Source organism: Streptomyces sp. NPDC043896 (assembly GCF_056435605.1).
This window is the reverse complement of record NZ_JBWKEE010000007.1, coordinates 150523-172382: the sequence shown is the minus strand read 5'-3', so window position 1 is coordinate 172382 and position 21860 is coordinate 150523. Positions and strand designations below refer to the sequence as shown.

The window sequence follows — 21860 nt, the reverse complement described above, 5'->3', positions numbered from 1 at the left end:
TCAGCCCCGGTAGAGCGCCTCGATCTCGTCCGCGAAGTCCTTCGCCACCACGTTGCGCTTGAGCTTCAGCGACGGCGTGATGTGGCCGGACTCCTCCGTGAACTGGGAGCCCAGGATGCGGAACTTCCGCACCGATTCCGCCTTGGACACCGCCGCGTTGCCGTCGTCGACGGCCTTCTGGACGGCGGCGAGCAGCTCCGCGTCCTCGCGCAGCTCCGCCGCCGTCACCCCGGCCGGCTTGCCGTTCTCCGCGGCCCACCGGCCGAGGAACTCCTCGTCGATCGTGACCAGCGCGGCCACGAACGGCCGCCCGTCGCCGACCACCATGCACTCCGCGACCAGCGCGTGCGCCCGGATCCGGTCCTCGATCACCGCGGGGGCGACGTTCTTGCCGCCGGCCGTGACGATGAGCTCCTTCTTGCGGCCGGTGATCCTGAGGTAGCCGTCCTCGTCGAGGGTGCCGACGTCACCGGTGTGGAACCAGCCGTCCGTCATCGCCTCGGCGGTGGCCGCCTCGTTCTTCCAGTACTCCTTGAAGACGTGCTCGCCGTGCACCAGCACCTCGCCGTCGTCCGCGATGCGCAGCACGGAACCGGGCAGCGGCTGGCCGACCGTACCGATCTTCTGCTTGTCCCACGGGAGGAAGGCGGTGGCCGCGCAGGTCTCCGTCAGGCCGTAGCCCTCCAGGACCGTGAAGCCGATGCCGCGGAAGAAGTGGCCGAGCCGCTCGCCGAGCGGGGCGCCGCCGGAGATCGCGTACTCGCCGCGCCCGCCGAGGACGGCGTGCAGCTTGGAGTAGACGAGCTTCGAGAACAGCTTGTGCTTCAGCTTCAGGCCGAAGGACGGGCCCGAGGGGGTGTCCAGCGCCCGGCTGTACGCGATCGCCGTGTCGGCCGCCGCGTCGAAGATCCTGCCCTTGCCGTCGGCCTGGGCCTTGGCGCGCGCCGAGTTGTAGACCTTCTCGAAGACGCGCGGCACGCCCAGGATCAGCGTGGGGCGGAAGGACTGCAGCTCGTCGGTGAGGTTCTTGATGTCCGGTACGCAGCCCAGCCGGATCGGCGCCAGCACCGCCGCCACCTCCACCAGGCGGCCGAAGACGTGCGCGGCCGGGAGGAACAGCAGCACGGAGCACTCGCCGGTGCGGAAGAGCGGCTTCAGCCGCTCCACCACGTTGCCGCACTCGGCGAAGAAGTTGCGGTGGGTCAGCACGCAGCCCTTGGGGCGGCCGGTGGTGCCCGACGTGTAGACGATCGTGGCCGGGTCGTCGGCGACCGCGAGGGTGCTGCGGGCGTCCACCTCGGCGTCGGTGACCTCCGCGCCGGCGGCCTTCAGCACGCCCTGGGCGTCCTTCTCGATCTCCCAGACCTCGCGCAGCTCGGGCAGCCGGTCCCGCAGGGAGGCCACGGCGGCGCTGTGCCCGGGGCTCTCGACGATGGCGGCGACGGCGCCGGAGTCGCTGAGGATCCACTGGACCTGCTCGGGGGAGCTGGTCTCGTACACGGGGACGGTGACGCCGCCCGCGGTCCAGATCGCGAAGTCGAACAGCACCCACTCGTAGCGGGTGCGGGAGATCAGGGCGACCCGGTCGCCGGGCTGGATGCCCGCCGCGATCAGGCCCTTGGCGGCGGCCCGCACCTCGGCGAGGAACTCCACCGCGGTCACGTCCTGCCACCGGCCGCCGACCTTGCGGCTGATGACTGCGGTGTCTGGGTGCTGGGCGGCGTTGCGGCGGATGAGATCCGTCAGGTTCCCGTCCGACGGGACCTCGTACAGGGCCGGAAGGCTGAACTCGCGCAAGACTGCTGCTCCTCTGGGCGCCATCGCCACCGTGTGGACCGACCGGACGTTACCCACCGGTAGTGGGTTCCCGATAGAGGGAACCGGCCAGATGTTCCGTGCGTCACATTCTGTACATCGCGATGCGCCGCAGGACCCGCCAATACGCTGCCGACAGTAGTCGACCGTGTTCGCGACTCGGAAGTAACCGCAGGTCCGGCCGCCTGCGACCCTCCCTCTACCCGGCCGTGGCCGGGCCCCCCTAGGGTGAGCGGCATGGGTGGCAGGAAGAGGCGTACGCGGGTCCACGTCGTCAGCGACGTACACGGCAACACCGAAGCGCTCGCACGGGCCGGCGACGGCGCCGACGCGCTCGTCTGCCTCGGTGACCTGGTGCTCTTCCTCGACTACGCCGACCACTCGCGCGGCATCTTCCCCGACCTCTTCGGCGTCGAGAACGCCCACCGCATCGTCGAACTGCGCACGGCGCGCCGCTTCGCCGAAGCACGCGAATTCGGCCGCCGCCTGTGGGACGGGCTCGACAGGGACCGGCTCATCGAGGAAGCGGTGCGCCGCCAGTACGCGCAGATGTTCGCCGCCTTCCCCACCCCGACGTACGCCACGTACGGCAACGTCGACGTCCCCGGCCTGTGGAACGAGTACGCCGGCCCCGGCACCACCGTCCTCGACGGGCAGCGCGTGGAGATCGGCGGCCGCGTCTTCGGCTTCGTCGGCGGCGGGCTGCCGTCGCCGATGCGCACGCCGTACGAGGTCGACGAGGAGGAGTACGCGGCCAAGGTGGAGGCCCTCGGCGAGGTCGACGTGCTCTGCTCGCACATCCCGCCGGAAGTCCCCGAGCTCTGCTACGACACCGTCGCGCGCCGCTTCGAGCGCGGCAGCGAGGCACTCCTGGCCGCGATCCGCCGGACCAGACCGCGGTACGCCCTCTTCGGGCACGTCCACCAGCCGCTGGCGCGGCGGGTCAGGATCGGCGGCACCGAGTGCGTGAACGTCGGGCACTTCGCCGCCACCGGAAGGCCCTGGGCCCTGGAGTGGTGACCGGGACGGCCGCGACTCGGTGACCGGGACGGCCGCCGCTCGGCGGCCGGGCGGTGACCGTGGGCGTGGCCGGGCGGTGACCGTGGGCGTGGCCGGGCGGTGACCGCTGAGCGACTCCCCTGGAGTGGTGAGCTCCACACGCGCGGTAGCCTGCACGCGGCGGCCGCGGGCCGCACACTTCCTCGAATACTCCCCGGAGGAGCAACCGCGATGGCGGAACACACCAGCTCAAGCATCACGATCGACGCCTCCCCGGCCGACGTGATGGCCGTGATCGCCGACTTCGCCCGCTACCCCGAGTGGACCGGCGAGGTGAAGGAGGCCGAGGTACTGGCCACCGACGCCGAGGGCCGCGCGGAGAAGGTCCGCCTCCTGCTGGACGCCGGGGCGATCAAGGACGACCACACGCTCGCGTACACCTGGAAGGGCGCGGACGAGGTCAGCTGGACCCTCGACAAGTCCCAGATGCTGCGGCAGCTGGACGGCTCCTACCGGCTGGCGCCGCTCGACGGCGGGCGCACCGAGGTCACCTACCAGCTGACCGTGGACGTCAAGATCCCCATGCTGGGCATGATCAAGCGCAAGGCCGAGAAGGTCATCATCGACCGCGCCCTGGCAGGCCTCAAGAAGCGGGTCGAAACCCGCTCCTGACGCGGCGGCCCCCCTGGCGGGGCGCCCGCGCGGCGCCCACCAGGAGCCGCGTCGGACATCGAAAGGCAACGGCACCACCACATGCAGACCCTCCTCGTCACCGGCCCCGGAGGGGCGGGGCGCAGCACCGTCGCCGCCGCCACCGCACTCGCCGCAGCGCGCGAGGGGCAGCGGGTGCTGCTGCTGTGCGGCGAGGACCCCTTCGCCGGCGCGGCCCCCGACCCGCGGCTGCGGCTCGCGCTCGTCGACTCCGGCCAGGAGTTCCGCACCGAACTCGCCGCCCTCCAGGAACGCGGCGCCGCCGTCCTCGGCATGCTCGGCGGCCGCCCCCTCGGCGCCGAGGAACTCACCGAACTGCCCGGCGCCGAACAGTTCGCCCTGCTCCGCGCCCTGCGCCGGGCCGCCGCCGCACCCGCCACCGACCTCGTCGTCGTGGACATGCCCCCGCTGCACCAGGCCGTGGCCACCCTCGCCCTCCCCGCCCAGCTGCGCCGCTACCTCGCCCGGCTGCTCCCCGCCGAACGGCAGGCGGCCCGCGCCCTGCGCCCCGTACTGGCCCAGCTCGCCGGGGTGCCGATGCCGGCGCAGTGGCTGTACGAGACCACCGCGCGCTGGGACGAGGAGCTGGCCGCCGTCCAGGCCGTCGTCGAAGCCCCCACCACCCGCGTCCGCCTCGTCGCCGAACCCGGCCCCGCCGCCGACGCCGCCCTGCGCACCGGGCTGCTCGGACTGGCCCTGCACGAGCTGCGGACCGAAGCCCTCGTCGCCAACCGGCTCGTCCCGCCGGCCGCCGCCGAAGCCGGCCCCTGGGCCGCGGGGATCGCCGCCCAGCAGCGGGCCTTCCTCGCCGACTGGGACCAGGCCCTCCCCGTCCGCGAACTGGCCCACCTCGGCCGCGACCCCCGGGACACCGACGACCTGGAGGTCCTCGGAGCCGCCCGGGGGATCACCCCCGGCCCCGCGCCCGCGCCCGTACCCGGCCCCGGCTGGACCGTCGAGGACCGGCTCGCCGCCGACGGGGTGCTCGTCTGGGCCATCCCGCTGCCCCGCGCCCGCAAGAGCGAGCTCGACCTCATCCGGCGCGGGGACGAGCTGCTCGTCGCCGCGGGCCCGCACCGCAGGATCGTTCCGCTGCCCTCGGCCCTGCGCCGCTGCACCGTCTCCGGAGCCGCCCTCGCCGACGGCTTCCTCCGCGTCCGCTTCACCCCGGACCCGCGACTGTGGCCCCGGGAGCGCTGAGACCCGTACCGCCGTTCGGGTAACGTCGAAGGCAGACCTACCGCAGCTGCCGCCAGGAGAGTCCGCCATGAGCGAGGCCACCGACCACCCCACCGACGACGACGCCTGGGCGCGGGCCTGCGCCGAGGACCTCGCCGCCGAGAAGGAGCGCCACCGCCGCACCGGACAGGACGCCGGCCCGAGCACCGGCACGGGCACCGCCGCCGAAGAACTGTTCAAGCTCTTCGAGGCTGTCGCCGACAAGGTCTCCTCCCTCGACAACCCGCTCATCGGCGCCGCCGCCCAGGACGCCGTACGCCAGTTCGTCAACCAGGCGAAGACCGCCGCCAAACCCCTCATCGAACGCAACCCGGAAGTCTTCGGCCACCTCGCGGCGGCCGGCTCCGAACTCCTCGCCGCCTACCGCTCGGCCGTCGAAGGCCACGAACGCCGCTGGACCCGGGACGAGCCGCCCGCCCCGCGAGGGCCCTCCGACCGGCGCGACGAAGGCCCCGGTACGGGCCCGGCCGAGCGGATCGATCTCGACTGAACCTCTGCCGGGCCCGTGTACGGTTGGCCGTGGCGGGGTTTGACCGGAAACCGAGGGACTAATGGGACTCACCATCGGCGTCGACATCGGCGGCACGAAGATCGCGGCCGGCGTGGTCGACGAAGAGGGCACCATCCTTGAGACGTACAAGGTGCCCACCCCGCCGACCGCGGACGGCGTGACGGAGGCGATCTGCGCCGCCGTCTCCGAGGTCAGCAGCAACCACACCATCGACGCCGTCGGCATCGGCGCCGCCGGATACGTGGACGACAAGCGCGCGACCGTGCTCTTCGCGCCGAACATCAACTGGCGGCACGAACCGCTCAAGGACAAGGTCGAGCAGCGCATCGGCCTGCCCGTCGTCGTCGAGAACGACGCGAACTGCGCCGCCTGGGGCGAATACCGCTTCGGCGCCGGCCAGGGCCACGAGGACGTCATCTGCATCACCCTCGGCACCGGCCTCGGCGGCGGCATCATCATCGGCAACAAGCTGCGCCGCGGCCGCTTCGGCGTCGCCGCCGAATTCGGGCACATCCGGGTCGTCCCCGACGGCCTGCTGTGCGGCTGCGGCAGCCAGGGCTGCTGGGAGCAGTACGCCTCCGGCCGCGCCCTCGTCCGGTACGCCAAGCAGCGCGCCAACGCCACCCCCGAGAACGCGGCGATCCTCCTCGGCCTGGGCGACGGCACCGCCGAGGGCATCGAGGGCAAGCACATCAGCGAGGCCGCCCGGGCCGGCGACCTGGTCGCCATCGACGCCTTCCGCGAACTCGCCCGCTGGGCCGGCGCGGGCCTCGCCGACCTCGCCTCCCTCTTCGACCCGTCGGCCTTCATCGTCGGCGGCGGCGTCTCCGACGAGGGCGACCTCGTCCTCGACCCGATCCGCAAGTCCTTCAAGCGCTGGCTCGTCGGCGGCGCCTGGCGACCCCACGCGCAAGTACTCGCCGCGCAGCTCGGCGGCAAGGCCGGACTCGTCGGCGCGGCGGACCTGGCCCGCCAGGGCTGACACCCACCCCTTTCGGCCGCGACTGCCCGCCGCGCCCCCTGTGGGAGCGGCGGGCAGCTGCGTATGTTCGAGGGCATGCCGCACACGCTGCACACGCTGCCGAAGTCCGTGACCGAGCCCGACGGATCAGCCGTGATCCGGGCACTCAGCTACAACATCCGCTCGCTGCGCGACGACGAGGAGGCACTGGCCCGCGTCATCCGCGCCTGCGCCCCCGACCTGGTGTTCGTCCAGGAGGCACCCCGCTTCTTCCGCTGGCGCAAGCACGCGGCGAGGCTGGCCGCGAAGACGGACCTCGTGGTGCTGAGCGGCGGAGCGACGGCCGCCGGGCCGCTGCTGCTGTGCTCGCTACGGGCCTTCGTGGAACGCACCGAGGACGTCCTGCTCCCGCGCACTCCCGGCCTGCACCGCCGCGGCTTCGCGACGGCCGTCGTCCGCTTCGGCGCGGCCCGCGTCGGGGTCGTCAGCGCACCCTGTCACTGGACGGGCGGGAACGCCGGGCGCAGGCGGAGCTGCTCCTGGAGCGGGCCGCCGCGCTGGGGACGCCGCACGTGATCGCGGCCGCGGACGTCAACGAGGCGGCGGGCGGCCCCGCCTTCGGCCGGCTCTCGGGGCCCCTGCAGGACTGCTGGACGGTGTCCCCGTGGGGCGGCGGGAACACCTTCCCCTCGACGGCACCGGACCGGCGCATCGACGCCGTCTTCGCCTCGCCGGGGGTGCAGGTGCTGGCCTGCGGCGTCCCAGAGGGACACCCGGGCGTGACGACCCCCGACCTCCGCGCGGCCACGGACCACCTCCCGGTCCTGGCGGCACTGCGGGTGCCGGCGGGCTGACGGGGGCGGTGGGGGCCGACTATCACCCCCGCGACCCCCCGGGGCGGGTCGGTGTTTGCCCACCCGCCCCCGGGTGGGGGTGGGTGGCCGGGGGGCGGGACCCCCTTGGGCCGTCTCAGAGAGGTGCTGGGGGTTTCCCGTCAGTCCCATCGTCCTTCCGGTTCGTGCCGGCCTGTCAAGGGCGCTCCCTTCGGTCGCGTCACTTCGTGATCGCCTTCGGCGACCCTTGACAGCCCGTCCCGCCCCGGAAAGCCGAAAGACTGCCGGGAAACCCCCAAAAGAACGGTCACGGGGCAAGAGAGGCAGGAGCGGCACCTCAGTGATGAGGCGAGGAGCCGGGGGCCGGCCCGCCGGGCATCCGGCCCCCCAGAGGCCATGATCCGGAGCCACAGGGGCTCTACCTGCACGGAAGGACGACAGGAGCACCCTGCGGACCACCCAGGCGCAGCAGATCGCTACGCGCTCCTCTTTTCTCAGCGTCCGCAGGCCACCTGGGGCTGATACCCGCACTTGAGGACGACCGGATGGGTCTCCGAGACCGGGGCAGCACGTAGCGATCTGCCGCGCCTGCCGCTGCCGGAGGAGCTCCTGTTCGTCTTCTACTGCGGGTATCAGCCCCGGACGGTCGCCGGACGCCAAGCCGGGAGGAGCGCGTAGCGATCTGTCGCGTCCGGGTGGTCCGCAGGTCGCTCTGATCAACCTTTCCTGCGGGTAGCCGGGCCCCCGGCCCTGGACCGGGGCTCGAAGGGCGCGGATGCCCGGCGGGCCGGCCCCCGGCCTCTCGTCTCGTCCATGACAGGCCCGTCCCTCCCTCTTCTGCCCCGTGACCGTTCTTTTGGGGGGTTCCCGGCAGTCTTTCGGCTTTCCGGGGCGGGTCGGGCTGTCAAGGGTCGCCGAAGGCGATCACGAAGTGACGCGAACGCAGTGAGCGCCCTTGACAGGCCGGCACGAACCGGAAGGACGATGGGACTGACGGGAACCCCCCAGCCCCACTCTGAGACGGCCCAAGGGGCTACCGCCCCCCGCACCACCGGCCCGCAGCAGCCCCCGCGCGGCGTGATCCCGCCGGCAGCGGCTCACACCACCGCGCCGCGCCCCGGGTCGTCGTCGTCCTCGTCGTCGCCGTGCGACATGCGGGCGATCAGGGTGGCGAAGCCGCCGAGGAAGCCGCCGATGCCCAGGGTGGTCAGCCACCACGTCATGTCCCACTGGAGCAGTACCGCCAGCAGCAGCAGTACCGGCCCGCCGATCACCGCGAGCCACGCGAACTTCGCCGTGGTGTCCGCCTCCGGCAGTTCCGGTTCCGGTGGGACGAAGTGGCCCTCGTCCGGTTCGTCCGCCGGGGTGTGGTCCCTCGGGCCCGTGCCCGCCGTGGGTACCGGGACCGGCACGCCGGCCCCCACGCCCGGGGCGAACGTCACCGAGCTGCCCAGGTCCGGCTTCGGCTTGGGCTCCGGCTTGGGCTCCGGCTTCGGCTCGGCCGCCGGGGGCTCCGGCTTCACGTCTTCCTCCGGCAGCATCAGGTTCTCGATCGGCCGGAACGGCCTCGCCCCCGGCGGGTCCGGTGGTTCCTGCCCGTACCCGGCGACGATCGCGGCCCACGCCGCTTCCTCGTCCAGCGGAGGAACACCCCCGGAGGACTCCTCGTGCTCAGCCACCGCTGGCCGCCCCCTCCCTGCCGACACTCTTCGCGAGCCGCCCGATGAACGCGTAGCTGTCCGCGAAGATCCGCTCCGCGTCATGGTCCAACGTCGCCACGTGGTAGCTCTGTTCCAGCAGGGTCTCGGTGACGTCGGTCGAGGACACGCGCGCCAGGATCCGTGCCGAGTCCACGGGCGGGACCACGTGGTCCTGGGGGCTGTGCAGCAGCAGTACGGGCTGCGTCACCTGCGGCAGCTCGGTGTCCACCAGCTGGAAGAACTTCCGCAGCGAGTGGGCGGCCTTCGTCGGGACCCGGTCGTAGCCGACCTCCACCGAGCCCGGCTTCGCGATGTCGCTGGCGATGCCCGCCGTCGACCGGACGAAGTGCTTGGCCACCGGAAGGGCGACGGCCAGCGGGTCGTGGACCTTGTTGGCCGGGTTGACGAGGACGATCCCGCTGATCGCGTCCCCGTGCCTGGCCGCCAGCCGCAGCGTCAGCGCGCCGCCCATCGAGAGCCCGAAGACGAAGACCTGCTCGCACCGCTCCAGCAGCTCGCGCAGCGCGCGGTCGACCTCCGCGTACCAGTCCTGCCAGCCAGTGAGCTGCATGTCCTGCCAGCGCGTACCGTGCCCGGGCAGCAGCGGCAGCGAGACGGTCAGCCCACGCTCGGCCAGGTACTCGGCCCACGGGCGCAGCGACTGAGGCGAACCGGTGAAGCCGTGGCAGAGAAGCACGCCGACCTCTCCGCCCTCGTGGCGGAACGGCTCTGCTCCAGGGAGGACGGGCACCAGGGTCTCCTTCGAAGGGTGGGGGGTGCGTTGCGCTGTGTGACTTCACCGTACGCGACCGGGATGACACCGACCAGGGCCGTCGGGCCCTCCGGAGCGGGCCAGGGGATAAGGTCTGTTCGACAGACACAGGAAGGCTTTCGAGTTGATCTACGGCGCAATGAAGTTCTCCATCGGGGGTTCCCTGAAGCTCGCCTTCAGGCCGTGGGTGGAGGGCCTCGAGAACATTCCCGCCGAGGGGCCGGCGATCCTCGCGAGCAACCACCTGTCGTTCTCGGACTCCTTCTTCCTGCCGGCCGTACTGGACCGGAAGGTGACCTTCATCGCGAAGGCGGAGTACTTCACCTCCCCGGGCGTCAAGGGCAAGCTGACGGCCGCCTTCTTCAAGGGCGTCGGCCAGCTTCCGGTGGACCGCTCCGGCGCGCGCGGTGCGGGCGAGGCCGCCATCAAGAGCGGCATCGAGGTCATCGAGCGCGGGGAGCTGTTCGGTATTTACCCCGAGGGGACGCGTTCACCCGACGGCCGCCTGTACCGGGGCAAGCCCGGCGGTCTGGCCCGGGTGGCGCTCGCCACCGGCGCCCCCGTGATCCCGGTCGCGATGATCGACACCGAGAAGATCCAGCCCCCCGGCAAGGTCGTCCCGAAGCTGATGCGTCCGGGCATCCGGATCGGCAAGCCGCTGGACTTCAGCCGCTACCAGGGCATGGACGGGGACCGCTTCATCCTCCGCTCGGTGACCGACGAGGTCATGTACGAGATCATGAAGCTCTCCGGCCAGGAGTACGTGGACATCTACGCGACGGCCGCCAAGCGGCAGATCGCGGAGGCCGAGAAGGCCGCCAAGGAGAGCGTCAAGGCGGCCGACAAGGCGGCCAAGGCGGAGAAGGCCGAGGCCGAGAAGGCCGAGAAGGCGGAGCAGGCCGAGGCCGAGAAGGCCAAGAGAGAGAACGGCGCCGAATAGGGCGCGCGCGGGGCGGATCGCCCGCGAGAACGGGGTGGGTGGGGGAGATGGCGAAGCGCGAGCGCGTCGTACGGATGTCGGTCGAGCAGCCGCTGTGGCAGGCCCTGACCGCGTACCGGCTGCTCACCATGGTCTACGCGGGGCTGCTGTTCGCCGCCGCGTACCGCAAGTTCGACCAGCCCTGGACGGCGGCCGGCTACCTCGCCCTCCTCGCCGTCTGGACGCTGGCCACCCACCGCCGGGTGGCGAACGCGGCCAGCTGCACCAAGGGCTTCCTCGTCGCCGACCTCGCCGTCGCGCTGGTGGGCATCCTGCTGACCCCGCTCGCGGACACCCACGAGCGGATCACGGACGGCGGCCCCACCCTCCCCAGCATCTGGACCGCCGGTTCGGTCCTGGCCTTCGCCCTCAAGGGCGGCTGGCGCTGGGCCGGCTTCGCCTCGACCTTCGTGGCCGCCGCCAACCTCGTCGTCCACGGCGGCGACCCCACCCGGGACGCCCTGCACAACGTCCTGCTGGTGTGGGTCGCCTCCATCGCCATCGGCTACGTCGTCGAGGTCGCCCGCGCCAGTGAGGCCACCCTCGCCCGCGCCCTGGAGATCGAGGCGGCCACCCGCGAGCGCGAGCGCCTCGCCCGCGACATCCACGACGGGGTCCTCCAGGTCCTCGCCATGGTCCAGCGGCGCGGCACCGAGCTGGGCGGCGAGGCCGCCGAACTCGGCCGGCTGGCGGGCGAGCAGGAGGTGGCGCTGCGCACGCTGGTCTCCAGCGGCCTGGTCCAGCCCTCCCGGGTCTCGCGCGACGGGTCGCTGGGCGCGCTGGTGGACACGTACGAGGTGGACGAGCCCGGCGCGGACGAGGCCGAGCTGGACCTGCGCTCGCTGCTCGCCCCGCACGCCGGCTCCCGGGTGAGCTTCGCCGAGCCGGGCACCCCGGTGGTGCTGCCGGCGCCCGCCGCGCGGGAACTGGCGGCGGCGGTCGGCGCGGCCCTGGACAACGTGCGCAAGCATGCCGGGGAAGGGGCCAGCGCCTGGATCCTGGTCGAGGACTGGGGCGACGAGGTGATCGTGACCGTACGGGACGACGGCCCGGGCATCCCGGCCGGCCGGCTCGACCAGGCGGAGGGCGAGGGCCGCATGGGCGTGGCCCTGTCCATCCGCGGCCGCCTGCGGGACCTCGGCGGCAGCGCCGAGCTGGTGTCCGTCCCCGGACAGGGCACCGAAGTGGAACTGAAAGTACCGAGGGGGAGGACCCAGTGAACGACGACCGCAGCGAGCTCGGGGACATCAAGGTGATGGTCGTCGACGACCATCCGATGTGGCGGGACGCGGTGGCCCGCGACCTGTCCGCCGCCGGCTTCGACGTCGTCGCCACGGCCGGTGACGGCCCGGAGGCGGTACGGCGGGCCCGCGCGGCCGGCCCGCAGGTGCTGGTCCTCGACCTCAACCTGCCGGGGATGCCCGGCGTGCAGGTGTGCAAGGAGCTGGTCGGCGCCGATCCCGCGCTGCGCGTGCTCGTCCTGTCGGCCAGCGGTGAGCACGCCGACGTCCTGGAGGCGGTGAAGTCCGGGGCGACCGGCTACCTGCTGAAGTCGGCCGGGGCGCAGGAGCTGATCGACGCGGTGCGCCGCACGGCGGCCGGGGATCCGGTGTTCACCCCGGGCCTGGCCGGTCTCGTCCTCGGCGAGTACCGGCGCCTGGCCACGGACCCGGCGCCGGCCGCCGCCGACGAGCCGAAGGCGCCGCAGCTGACCGACCGGGAGACCGAGGTGCTGCGGCTGGTGGCCAAGGGGCTCTCGTACAAGCAGATCGCGGAGCGGCTGGTCATCTCCCACCGCACGGTCCAGAACCACGTGCAGAACACCCTGGGCAAGCTCCAGCTGCACAACCGGGTGGAGCTCGTCCGGTACGCGATAGAGCGCGGGCTCGACGACGCGTAACCCGTTCGTACGTCGTACTTACTTCCACCCCGGTTCCCCGTACGAGTGAACGGGGTGTACGCAACACCCCGTGTTTTCACCGGAATTGAGCCCTCCGGGCCCCTTGTCGTGACCTGCGTCACCACTAGCGTGACGGTCATGGCGAAGGGAGATTCCATGAAGGTCGGAGTGCTCACCGGCGGCGGCGACTGCCCCGGACTCAACGCGGTGATCAGGGGCGTCGTCCGCAAGGGCACGCAGGAGTACGGATACGGGTTCGTCGGCTTCAAGGACGGCTGGCGGGGGCCGATCGAGGGGGACACCGTCCCGCTGGACATCCCCGCGGTCCGGGGCATCCTCCCCCGGGGCGGCACCATCCTCGGCTCCTCCCGCACCAACCCGTTCAAGACCGAGGACGGCGTCCGCGCCATCAAGGACAACCTCGCGAAGTTCGAGGTCGACGCGCTCGTCGCGATCGGCGGCGAGGACACCCTCGGCGTGGCCGCACGGCTCTACGAGGAGTACGGCGTCCCCTGCGTCGGTGTGCCGAAGACCATCGACAACGACCTCTCCGCCACCGACTACACCTTCGGCTTCGACACCGCCGTCGGCATCGCGACCGAGGCCATCGACCGGCTGCACACCACCGCCGAGTCCCACATGCGGGTCCTGGTTGTCGAGGTCATGGGCCGGCACGCCGGCTGGATCGCCCTGCACTCGGGGCTGGCCGGCGGCGCCAACGTCATCCTCATCCCCGAGCAGCGCTTCGACGTCGAGCAGGTCTGCTCCTGGGTGACCTCCCGTTTCAAGGCGAGCTACGCGCCCATCGTGGTCGTCGCCGAGGGGGCCATGCCCAAGGACGGCGACCTGGTCCTCAAGGACTCCGTCTCCCGTGACTCCTTCGGGCACGTCCGGCTGTCGGGCGTCGGCGAATGGCTGGCCAAGGAGATCGAGGCGCGGACCGGCAAGGAGGCCCGTACGACGGTCCTCGGGCACATCCAGCGCGGCGGCACCCCGAGCGCCTTCGACCGCTGGCTGGCCACCCGCTTCGGGCTGCACGCGATCGACGCGGTGCGCGACGGCGACTTCGGCAAGATGGTCGCCCTCAAGGGGACGGACATCGTCCGCGTCCCGATCGCGGAGGCCACCGCCAAGCTGAAGACGGTCGACCCCGCGCTGTACCAGGAGGCCGGGGTCTTCTTCGGCTGACGCCCCCCGGCACGCCCGAGCGGACCCGAGCGGACCCGAGCGGACCCGAGCGGACCCGGGCCACGGGTCGTATCGTGACGAAACGACCCGTGGCCGACCTGTGGGGAGCGAGCGTGGAGATCCTGGCCTTCGGCGTGACCGCCGACGAGAAGCCCCTCCTGGAACGCGCCTTCGAGGAACACTTCGACGGGCGCCACGAGGTCCGCTGCCTCGACGTCTTCCTCGACGAGGACACCGCGCCGATCGCCGCCGGGTACGAGGTCGTCTCCTCCAGCGTCAACGCCCAGCTGCACGGCAGGGTCCTGCGCACCCTGGCCGCCGGCGGCACCCGGATGATCGCGCAGCGCTCCACCGGCTTCAACAACATCGACCTGGACGTGGCCCGGCAGCTCCACATGACCGTCAGCCGCGTCTCGTACTACTCCCCCTACTCGGTGGCCGAGTTCGCCTGGACCCTGGCCATGGCCGTGAACCGGCGGATCGTCCGCGCCTCCAACCGCACCCGGGACTTCGACTTCCGCCTCAACGGGCTGATGGGCCGCGACCTGCGCGGACGCACGGCGGGGGTCCGCGGCACCGGCAGGATCGGCGAGGCCTTCACCCGGATCGCCCACGGCTTCGGCATGAAGCTGCTGGGCTGGGACCTCGCGCCCAACCCGGCGTGCGTGGAGCTGGGCATGGCGTACGTGGACAAGGACGAGCTGTTCGCGACCGCCGACCTGATCAGCCTGCACGTGCCGCTGCTGGAGTCCACGCACCACATCGTCGACGCGGCCGCGCTGAAGGCGATGCGGGACGACGCGGTCCTGGTGAACTCCAGCCGGGGCGGGCTGATCGACACGGAGGCCCTGGTCGCGGAGCTGCGGGCGGGCCGCTTCACGGGGGTGGGCCTGGACGTGTACGAGGCGGAGGCCGGGGTCTTCTTCACGGACCGCTCCCTGGAGGCGGTCGAGGACGACACCCTCGCCCGGCTGGTCACCTTCCCGAACGTGGTCGTCACGTCCCACCAGGCGTACTACACGCTGGACGCGGTGGGGCAGATCGTGGACGCCACCGTCCGGAACGTGGCGGATTACTTGGCGGGGTGCCGGTCCGAAAACACCCTTGTTCCTCCCGGGGACTGATCCGTGCGGGGCGCGGGGCGCCTGCGGCGGGCATTCCCCCACCCCGCCCCTTCCCGAAACCGGGGCTCCGCCCCGGACCCCGTACGGGCTCCGCCCGGGTCCGGGCGGAGCCCGGGGAACGGTGGAAGGGCGGGTAGGGGACCGGCCCCGCAGGGCAACCCGCTACGCCGGCCCGGCCGCGGCCCCCGTCACCGCGCGGACAGCGGCGGACACCAGCTCCGCCCCCCGCAGGGTCAGCACCGACTCCGGGTGGAACTGCACCCCCGCGAAGCCCCGCCCGGCGCACCGCAGGGCGTGGACCTCGCCCGTGAGGGGGTCACGGGACACCTCCACCCCGTGCGCGGCGAGCTCCGCCTCCGCCTCCCCGTCACAGGCGGCGGTGTACGTGTTGTAGAAGCCCACCACCTCCGGCGTGCCGAAGAGGTCCACCGTCACCTGCGCCCCCTGGGCCGGCGAGGCCTTCCGCACCAGCGGCAGCCCCAGCTCCGCCGCGATCAGCTCGTGCCCGAGGCACACCCCCAGCAGCCCGCCGCGGTGGGAGGTGAGCAGCTCCCGCGCCAGCCCGCGCAGCATCCGCATCCTGGGATCGGCCGCGTCCGCCGGGTTCCCGGGCCCCGGGCCGAGGACGACCGGGCCGTCCCAGGCCAGGGCGAGGGCCCGCAGCCCGGGGTCGTCGTGGCGGCGTACGGTCACCTCCAGCCCGGCCACCCGCAACAGGTGGGCCAGCATCGCCGTGAAGGTGTCCTCCGCGTCGATCACCAGCGCGTGCCCGCCCGTGTCCGCCGGCCGCTCCTGCATCCGGAGCCAGAACGGCGCCAGGTCCGCCCGGCGCGCCGCGAGGGCCGCCCGCACCCGGGGGTCGTCGGCCAGTCCGGCCGCCCCGCCGGAGGCCGGCCGGGGCGCGGCCGGCCGTACGCCCAGCGCCGCCAGCACCCCGGCGGCCTTGGAGTGGGTCTCGGCGACCTCGCCCGCCGGGTCCGAGTGGCGGACCAGGGTGGCCCCGACGGGCACCCGCAGCAGGCCGTCCGGGGCGATGTCGGCGGTGCGGATCAGGATGGGGGAGTCCAGGGTCTGCGCGCCCGCCCCGTCCAGGCCGAGCAGCGCCAGCGCGCCCGCGTAGTAGCCGCGGCCGCCGCTCTCGTACCGCTCGATCACCCGGCAGGCGTTCTGTACGGGCGAGCCCGTCACGGTCGCCGCGAACATGGTCTCCCGCAGCACCTCCCGGACGTCGAGGGAGGAGCGTCCGCGGAGCTCGTACTCGGTGTGCGCGAGGTGGGACATCTCCTTGAGGCGGGGGCCGACCACCACCCCGCCCATGTCGCCGACCGTGCACATCATCTTCAGTTCCTCGTCGACCACCATGGACAGCTCCTCGGTCTCCTTGCGGTCGGCGAGGAAGGCGAGGAGGGACTCGGCGGTGGGGCCGGAGGCCGGGTAGCGGTACGTGCCACTGATCGGGTTCATCACGACCGTGCCGCCGGACATCCGCACGTGCACCTCGGGGCTGGCGCCGACCAGGGTGCGGTCCGGGGTGTGGACCACGTACGTCCAGTACGCGCCCCGCTCGCCCTCCAGCAGCCGCCGGAACAGGGCCAGCGCGTCGGCCCGGCCGAAGCCGTCGATCCGGCCCTCGTAGGTCCGCCGGATCACGAAGTTCGCGCCCTCGCCGCGGCCGATCTCCTCGCGGATCACCCGGTCGACGATGGCCGCGTACTCCTCGTCGGGGACGTCGAAGCCGCCGCCCGTCACCCGGACGGGGTGCTCCGGGAGGGCGGCCAGCGCGGCGGCGAGCGGGATCTCGTACGCCTCCTCGGCGGCCAGCACGGCCAGCGGGGTGCCGTCGTCGCGGACGTCGAACCCGCGCTCGCGGATCTGCCGGAACGGGACCAGCGCGAGGGCGGGCAGCGGCCCGACGGGCAGGTCGGCGAGGCGGGCGGCCTCGCGGACCGGGCCGAGCAGCACCTCGACGGTGTCGTGGTCGCGGCCCGGGGTGCGCCGGCGCAGCAGCGCGAAGGGCGGGGCCGAGTCGTCGAGGAGCCGGGAGAGGTCGAAATCCGGCTGGGGTGCGGGGTGGGTCACGGGGTGTCCTTCCGGTGGTCGGAGGGGGAGGGACGGCCCGTGTGCACGTACGGAAAAGGCCGCCCCTCGGGGGCGGCCTTCGCTTCGCTCGTGTCAGTGGGTACGCGAGAGAGGTGGGCCGCCGGGAGCGGACCACCACCAGTTCAGGGTTGCGTGCGCGTACATGGGAGGCACCCTAGCCCACGGCGGCCGCGTCCCGCTGCATCTGACCTTTTCCGACATGTGAACCTTGCATTCCGTTCATCCGCGGGCTCCGGACCTTCGAACGACACCGTCTCACCAGGTGGGCGTCCGGCCGGACACGGCGAATGACGACGTAATGTGTACGAGGTGACCGTGAACGCTGAAAACCACGCCCTCGCCGCCAAGGCGACCTGGCGAGACCTTCCCGCGGCGCAGCAGCCTTCGTACCCCGATGCCGAGGCCCTGCGCGCTGTCGTCGCGGACCTCGAGTCGTATCCTCCGCTCGTCTTCGCGGGCGAGTGCGACCAGCTGCGCGCCCGCCTGGGAGCCGTCGCCAAGGGCGAGGCGTTCCTGCTGCAGGGCGGCGACTGCGCCGAGGCCTTCGACGCCGTCTCCGCCGACCACATCCGCGCCAAGCTGAAGACCCTGCTCCAGATGAGCGCCGTCCTGACGTACGCGGCCTCCGTGCCCGTCGTGAAGGTCGGCCGCATCGCGGGCCAGTACTCCAAGCCGCGCTCCAAGGACACCGAGACCCGCGACGGCGTCACCCTGCCGACCTACCGCGGCGACTCCGTCAACGGCTTCGCCTTCACCGAAGAGGCCCGCGTCCCGGACCCGGAGCGGCTCAAGCGCATGTACCACGCGTCGGCCTCGACGCTGAACCTGGTGCGCGCCTTCACCACCGGTGGCTACGCCGACCTGCGCCAGGTGCACGCCTGGAACCAGGACTTCGTGAAGTCCTCCCCGTCCGGGCAGCGCTACGAGCAGCTCGCGCGGGAGATCGACAACGCCCTGAACTTCATGAAGGCCTGTGGCACCGACCCGGCCGAGTTCAAGGCGGTGGAGTTCTACTCCTCGCACGAGGCGCTGCTGCTGGACTACGAGGGCGCCCTCACCCGTACGGACTCGCGTACCGGCAAGCTGTACGACACCTCCGGCCACATGGTCTGGATCGGTGAGCGCACCCGCCAGCTGGACCACGCGCACATCGAGTTCTGCTCGCAGATCGCCAACCCGATCGGCATCAAGCTCGGCCCGACCACCACGGTCGACGAGGCGCTGACGTACATCGACCGCCTCGACCCCGAGCGTGAGCCGGGCCGGCTGACCTTCGTCGTCCGCATGGGCGCCGACAAGGTCCGCGACAAGCTCCCCGAGCTGGTCGAGAAGGTCACGGCGTCCGGTGCGACCGTCGCCTGGGTCACCGACCCGATGCACGGCAACACCTTCGAGGCGGCCTCCGGCCACAAGACGCGCCGTTTCGACGACGTGCTCGACGAGGTCAAGGGCTTCTTCGAGGTCCACAAGGCGCTGGGCACCCACCCGGGCGGCATCCACGTCGAGCTCACCGGTGACGACGTCACCGAGTGCGTGGGCGGCGGCGACGAGATCTTCGTCGACGACCTGCACCAGCGCTACGAGACGGCCTGCGACCCGCGGCTCAACCGCAGCCAGTCCCTGGACCTGGCGTTCCTGGTGGCGGAGATGTACCGCGACCAGTAGTCGCGATCAGTAGGTGCCTTCCTACGACGATGGGGCGCGGATCCATGTGATCCGCGCCCCATCGTCGATTCCGGGTCTTTTAGGGGACCCTAACTTTGGGTACGGTTAGGTAAGCCTCACCGAATAGGGGATGGCCTGCCGAACCGTTCCGCTCCAGGGAGGTGAACCGCGTGTACGTCTGCTCTTGCTTCGGCATCACCGACAAGCAGATCAAGGAACACGCGGCTGCCGGGGCCTGTACCCCCCGCCAGATCGCCTCGGCCACCAAGGCCGGCACCGACTGCGGCTCCTGCGTGCGCACCATCCAGGGCATACTCGGCCGCGGGACGTGCCCCCGCCGGGAGCTGCTGGAGAAGGGCGAGGCCACGGCCGTCCTGGCGGCCGACCCCGGCACGGCGCCCGCTCCGGAGCTGGCGGAAGCCGCCTGAGGGCCTGGCCGAGCGCCCGCCCGGGTGCCCGCCCGGAGGCCGTCGGCTAGCTCGGCTGCTCGATGAGCTGCGCGAGGTACAGCGCCTCGCCGAGGGACTCGATGAGCTCCAGCTGGGTGTCGAGGTAGTCGATGTGGTGCTCCTCGTCCTCCAGGATGTCCTCGAAGAGGCGGGCGGAGGTGATGTCACCCTTGCCGCGCATGACCTCGATGCCGCGCTTGAGGCGGTCGATCGCCTCGACCTCGACCTGCCGGTCCGCCTGGAACATCTCCGTGACCGTCTGTCCGACGCGCACGTGGAAGAGGCGCTGGTAGTTCGGCAGACCGTCGAGCATGAGGATGCGCTCGGTGATCTTGTCCGCGTGCTTCATCTCGTCGATGGACTCTTCACGCGTGTACTTGGCGAGCTTGGTCCAGCCCTTGTTGTCCTGGATGCGGTAGTGCAGCCAGTACTGGTTGATGGCCGTGAGCTCGCCGGTCAGCTGCTCGTTGAGGAATTCGAGGACCTCGGGGTCGCCCTGCATCGCAGAGGCTCCTTCCAAGCAATGTCAGCTAGTGACTGGGCAGTGCGCGCATCCTTGCACTGCCGTCCTGGGGCGTCCAGTAAGTGCCTCCTTAGTGGGAGTTGCCGGGAGTTGCCCGGATCGGGTCATACCTGGTCGTGACCACCCCGCCACGTCTGTCACCATGGAGGCATGGGTCAGCCGGAAAGCCGGGAATCTCCGGGAGCAGAGCAGCTCGAGCTCCCTCCGGGGCAGCGGTTGCAGAGGGGTTGGCCCGTCACCCATTACGGTCCCGTGCCCAAGTTCAAGCCGGACCGCTGGGAGTTCCGCGTATTCGGCGCGACCGCCGACGGCGAGAAGCACTGCTGGAACCACGAGGAGTTCGCGGCCCTGCCGTTCGACTCGGTCGTGGCCGACCTCCACTGCGTCACCAAGTTCAGCATGCTGGGCGCCGAATGGGGCGGTGTGCTGGCGCGTACCGTCCTGGCGCTGGCGCCGCCGGCCCCGCAGGTCACGCACGTGATGGTGTGGGCCGAGTACGGCTTCAGCTCGAACATGAGGCTGGCCGATTTCGCCTCCGAGCGCACCGTCTTCGCCACCCATATGGGCGGCGAACTGCTGACGGCCGAGCACGGCTTCCCGCTGCGGCTCGTGGTCCCGCACCTGTACGCCTGGAAGGGCCCCAAGTGGGTCCGCGGCGTCGAGTACATGACCGCCGACCGCCGGGGCTTCTGGGAGGAGCGCGGCTACCACAACATCGGCGACCCCTGGCGCGAGCAGCGTTACTCGTACCAGGAGGAACCGGGCGACGGCCCGGAGCTGTAGCCGCCGCCGGCCCCTCTAGTGGTGGTACTGGTGGACGACGGCGTGGCCCTTGCCGCGGCCGATCATCCACTTGTTGACCGGGGTGGTGATCACGAAGGCGGCCACCAGGGCGATCGCCAGGACGATCCAGAACAGCGGAGCCGACAGGTGCGCGTCCATCGCACCCGGCCACAGGGCGATCACGCCGTTGTCGATCAGTTCCATCACGGCGATCGACAGGGTGTCGGCGGCCAGCGCCACCCGGATGGCCGAACGGAAGTCCACTCCGGCCGCGAGGATCCCGCGCAGGGTGAGCGCGTAGCCGAAGAAGAAGGCCAGGACGATCGCGAGGACCATTGTCTGGACGTTCCCCCAGCCCAGCGCGGTGCCGATGACCATGCCGAGCACCTCGCCGATGGCGCAGCCGGTCAGGCAGTGCAGGGTGGCCCGGGCGGCCATGGCCCAGCTGACCTTGCCGCCGTGGGCGTGGCCGTGACCGCCGTGTGCGTCATGGGCTTCGTGTGCCGGGTGGTCCTGGCCGTGGCCCGTGTGGGCCGTGTGCCCCGCGGGCGTGGCGTGGGTCTGGTGGTTCTCGTGCCCCTGGTGGGGGTCGTGCTCTGCGTGGTGCTGGTGGTGCTCGTGGTTCCCGTGTGCGTGCTCCATGGCAACCCCCTGAAGGCTTGAGGAAAACGCCGGGTAGCGGTCCCGTCTACAGGACAGAACCGTATACCCCCCTGGGGTATTCCTCAACAGATCTTCAGGGGCGTCAGAGGAGGTCGCGGAGCTCCTTGAGCAGCGCCACGTCCGCCGCGTGCCCCTCCTTGCCGCCCGGCGTCTCGATGATCAGCGGCACGCCGTCCATCTCCGGGTGCGAGAACAGCTCGGCGAAGGCGTCCCGGCCGATGTGGCCCTGGCCGATGTTGGCGTGGCGGTCCTTGTGGGCGCCGACCCCCTCCTTGGAGTCGTTCGCGTGGACCAGCTTCAGCCGGCCCGCGCCCACCGTCTCCACCAGCAGGTCCAGCGTCTGCTTGGTGCCGCCGGGCTCGGCCAGGTCGTGCCCCGCCGCGAAGACGTGGCAGGTGTCCAGGCAGATCCCGAGCTTCGGGTGGTGGTCGAGCGCCTCGAAGTACGGGCCGAAGTCCCAGGTGCGCGAGCACAGCGAGGAACCCTGCCCGGCCGTGGACTCCAGCAGCAGGAAGGGGTCGTCGTCATGCGTCAGCTCGTCCAGCAGCGGCAGCATGTACTGCCTGACCTGCGCGTACGCCTCCTCGCGCGGGCGTCCCCCGGTGGCCGAACCGGTGTGCACGACCACCCCGAGCGCACCGATCTCCCGGCCCCGGCGCAGCGAGTGGCGCAGCGACTCCACCGACTTCTCGACGGTGGCGTCGGTGTGGGAGCCGAAGTTGATCAGGTACGGGGCGTGCACGTACGCGGGGATCGACTCCGCGGCGCACTGGGCGCGGAACAACTCGTCCTGCGCCGGATTGCCGGTCGGAGTGGCCCAGCCGCGCGGGTTGGCGACGAAGACCTGGACGGCCTCGGCACCCATCTCACGGGCATAGGCGAGGCCGACCGAAGCCAGCCCGCCGGCGACGGGTACGTGCCCGCCCACGGGATTGCGCATCACGG

20 protein-coding genes and 1 pseudogene are annotated in these 21860 nt (G+C 71.9%); 14 read left to right on the top strand and 7 right to left on the bottom strand.

Annotated elements, in window-relative coordinates; translation table 11 throughout:
• A complete protein-coding gene (locus tag AC069X_RS12625; RefSeq protein WP_478727865.1) occupies window positions 1–1797 on the bottom strand; it encodes an AMP-dependent synthetase/ligase in 1797 nt (598 codons plus the stop codon).
• 255 nt (window positions 1798–2052) lie between these two features.
• Between AC069X_RS12625 and AC069X_RS12620 the strand changes: the two genes are divergently transcribed.
• The 6 genes and pseudogenes from AC069X_RS12620 to AC069X_RS12595 all read left to right on the top strand — a co-directional run bounded on the left by AC069X_RS12620 (window position 2053) and on the right by AC069X_RS12595 (window position 7090).
• Window positions 2053–2835: a metallophosphoesterase family protein gene (locus AC069X_RS12620; protein WP_478727864.1), complete on the top strand. Its 783-nt coding sequence runs from the start codon at window positions 2053–2055 to the stop codon at window positions 2833–2835.
• 210 nt (window positions 2836–3045) lie between these two features.
• Window positions 3046–3486: an SRPBCC family protein gene (locus AC069X_RS12615; protein ID WP_478727862.1), complete on the top strand. Its 441-nt coding sequence runs from the start codon at window positions 3046–3048 to the stop codon at window positions 3484–3486.
• 81 nt (window positions 3487–3567) lie between these two features.
• Entirely contained in the window at window positions 3568–4725 is a 1158-nt protein-coding gene (locus AC069X_RS12610) for an ArsA family ATPase (protein WP_478727860.1), read from the top strand.
• A 67-nt stretch (window positions 4726–4792) separates the two neighbouring features.
• The gene (locus AC069X_RS12605) at window positions 4793–5254 is read left to right on the top strand and encodes a DUF5304 domain-containing protein (RefSeq protein ID WP_478727859.1); all 462 of its coding nucleotides are present in this window, start codon (window positions 4793–4795) and stop codon (window positions 5252–5254) included.
• A 61-nt stretch (window positions 5255–5315) separates the two neighbouring features.
• On the top strand, window positions 5316–6257 hold the full coding sequence (locus AC069X_RS12600) for an ROK family glucokinase (protein ID WP_478727857.1): 942 nt from the start codon (window positions 5316–5318) through the stop codon (window positions 6255–6257).
• Window positions 6258–6332: 75 nt separating this feature from the next.
• A pseudogene (locus AC069X_RS12595) lies at window positions 6333–7090 on the top strand (endonuclease/exonuclease/phosphatase family protein).
• A 1076-nt stretch (window positions 7091–8166) separates the two neighbouring features.
• Here AC069X_RS12595 and AC069X_RS12590 read toward each other — a convergent pair.
• Both AC069X_RS12590 and AC069X_RS12585 read right to left on the bottom strand, forming a co-directional pair.
• Window positions 8167–8748, bottom strand: coding sequence for a hypothetical protein (locus AC069X_RS12590; RefSeq protein WP_478727855.1), 582 nt, complete (start codon window positions 8746–8748; stop codon window positions 8167–8169).
• Window positions 8741–9520 carry an alpha/beta hydrolase gene (locus AC069X_RS12585; protein ID WP_478727853.1) on the bottom strand — a complete coding sequence of 260 codons (780 nt, stop codon included), beginning with the start codon at window positions 9518–9520 and terminating at the stop codon, window positions 8741–8743. The genes AC069X_RS12590 and AC069X_RS12585 overlap by 8 nt, the downstream gene beginning before the upstream one ends.
• Before the next feature lie 160 nt (window positions 9521–9680).
• On the opposite strand from AC069X_RS12585, the gene AC069X_RS12580 reads away from it, so the two are divergent.
• The 5 genes from AC069X_RS12580 to AC069X_RS12560 all read left to right on the top strand — a co-directional run bounded on the left by AC069X_RS12580 (window position 9681) and on the right by AC069X_RS12560 (window position 14732).
• Window positions 9681–10481, top strand: a complete 801-nt coding sequence (locus tag AC069X_RS12580; protein WP_478728183.1) for a lysophospholipid acyltransferase family protein — start codon at window positions 9681–9683, stop codon at window positions 10479–10481.
• A gap of 47 nt (window positions 10482–10528) precedes the next feature.
• On the top strand, window positions 10529–11740 hold the full coding sequence (gene macS / locus AC069X_RS12575; RefSeq protein ID WP_478727851.1) for a MacS family sensor histidine kinase: 1212 nt from the start codon (window positions 10529–10531) through the stop codon (window positions 11738–11740).
• Window positions 11741–11775: 35 nt separating this feature from the next.
• Window positions 11776–12420 (top strand): response regulator, encoded by a 645-nt coding sequence (locus AC069X_RS12570; RefSeq protein WP_478728181.1) that lies wholly within the window; start codon window positions 11776–11778, stop codon window positions 12418–12420.
• 156 nt (window positions 12421–12576) lie between these two features.
• Window positions 12577–13608, top strand: coding sequence for a 6-phosphofructokinase (locus AC069X_RS12565; protein ID WP_478728179.1), 1032 nt, complete (start codon window positions 12577–12579; stop codon window positions 13606–13608).
• A gap of 113 nt (window positions 13609–13721) precedes the next feature.
• Complete coding sequence (locus AC069X_RS12560; protein ID WP_478728177.1) at window positions 13722–14732, top strand: 2-hydroxyacid dehydrogenase; 1011 nt, start codon at window positions 13722–13724, stop codon at window positions 14730–14732.
• Window positions 14733–14894: 162 nt separating this feature from the next.
• Here AC069X_RS12560 and AC069X_RS12555 read toward each other — a convergent pair whose 3' ends face one another.
• Window positions 14895–16811 (bottom strand): anthranilate synthase family protein, encoded by a 1917-nt coding sequence (locus AC069X_RS12555; RefSeq protein WP_478727849.1) that lies wholly within the window; start codon window positions 16809–16811, stop codon window positions 14895–14897.
• Between the two features lie 321 nt (window positions 16812–17132).
• Here AC069X_RS12555 and AC069X_RS12550 point away from each other — a divergent pair, with 321 nt between their 5' ends.
• Together AC069X_RS12550 and AC069X_RS12545 are read left to right on the top strand one after the other, a co-directional pair.
• Window positions 17133–18497, top strand: coding sequence for a class II 3-deoxy-7-phosphoheptulonate synthase (locus AC069X_RS12550; protein ID WP_362055387.1), 1365 nt, complete (start codon window positions 17133–17135; stop codon window positions 18495–18497).
• 161 nt (window positions 18498–18658) lie between these two features.
• Window positions 18659–18925 (top strand): (2Fe-2S)-binding protein, encoded by a 267-nt coding sequence (locus AC069X_RS12545; RefSeq protein WP_478727847.1) that lies wholly within the window; start codon window positions 18659–18661, stop codon window positions 18923–18925.
• Between the two features lie 46 nt (window positions 18926–18971).
• Here the strand turns inward: AC069X_RS12545 and bfr are convergent, their stop codons facing one another.
• Entirely contained in the window at window positions 18972–19448 is a 477-nt protein-coding gene (gene bfr, locus AC069X_RS12540) for a bacterioferritin (RefSeq protein WP_478727845.1), read from the bottom strand.
• 171 nt (window positions 19449–19619) lie between these two features.
• On the opposite strand from bfr, the gene AC069X_RS12535 reads away from it, so the two are divergent.
• A complete protein-coding gene (locus AC069X_RS12535; RefSeq protein ID WP_478727843.1) occupies window positions 19620–20252 on the top strand; it encodes a sulfite oxidase-like oxidoreductase in 633 nt (210 codons plus the stop codon).
• Between the two features lie 15 nt (window positions 20253–20267).
• Here the strand turns inward: AC069X_RS12535 and AC069X_RS12530 are convergent, their stop codons facing one another.
• Complete coding sequence (locus tag AC069X_RS12530) at window positions 20268–20894, bottom strand: DUF4396 domain-containing protein (protein WP_478727841.1); 627 nt, start codon at window positions 20892–20894, stop codon at window positions 20268–20270.
• A 103-nt stretch (window positions 20895–20997) separates the two neighbouring features.
• Window positions 20998–21855 carry a deoxyribonuclease IV gene (locus AC069X_RS12525; RefSeq protein WP_478727839.1) on the bottom strand — a complete coding sequence of 286 codons (858 nt, stop codon included), beginning with the start codon at window positions 21853–21855 and terminating at the stop codon, window positions 20998–21000.
• Window positions 21856–21860: the final 5 nt, after the last annotated feature.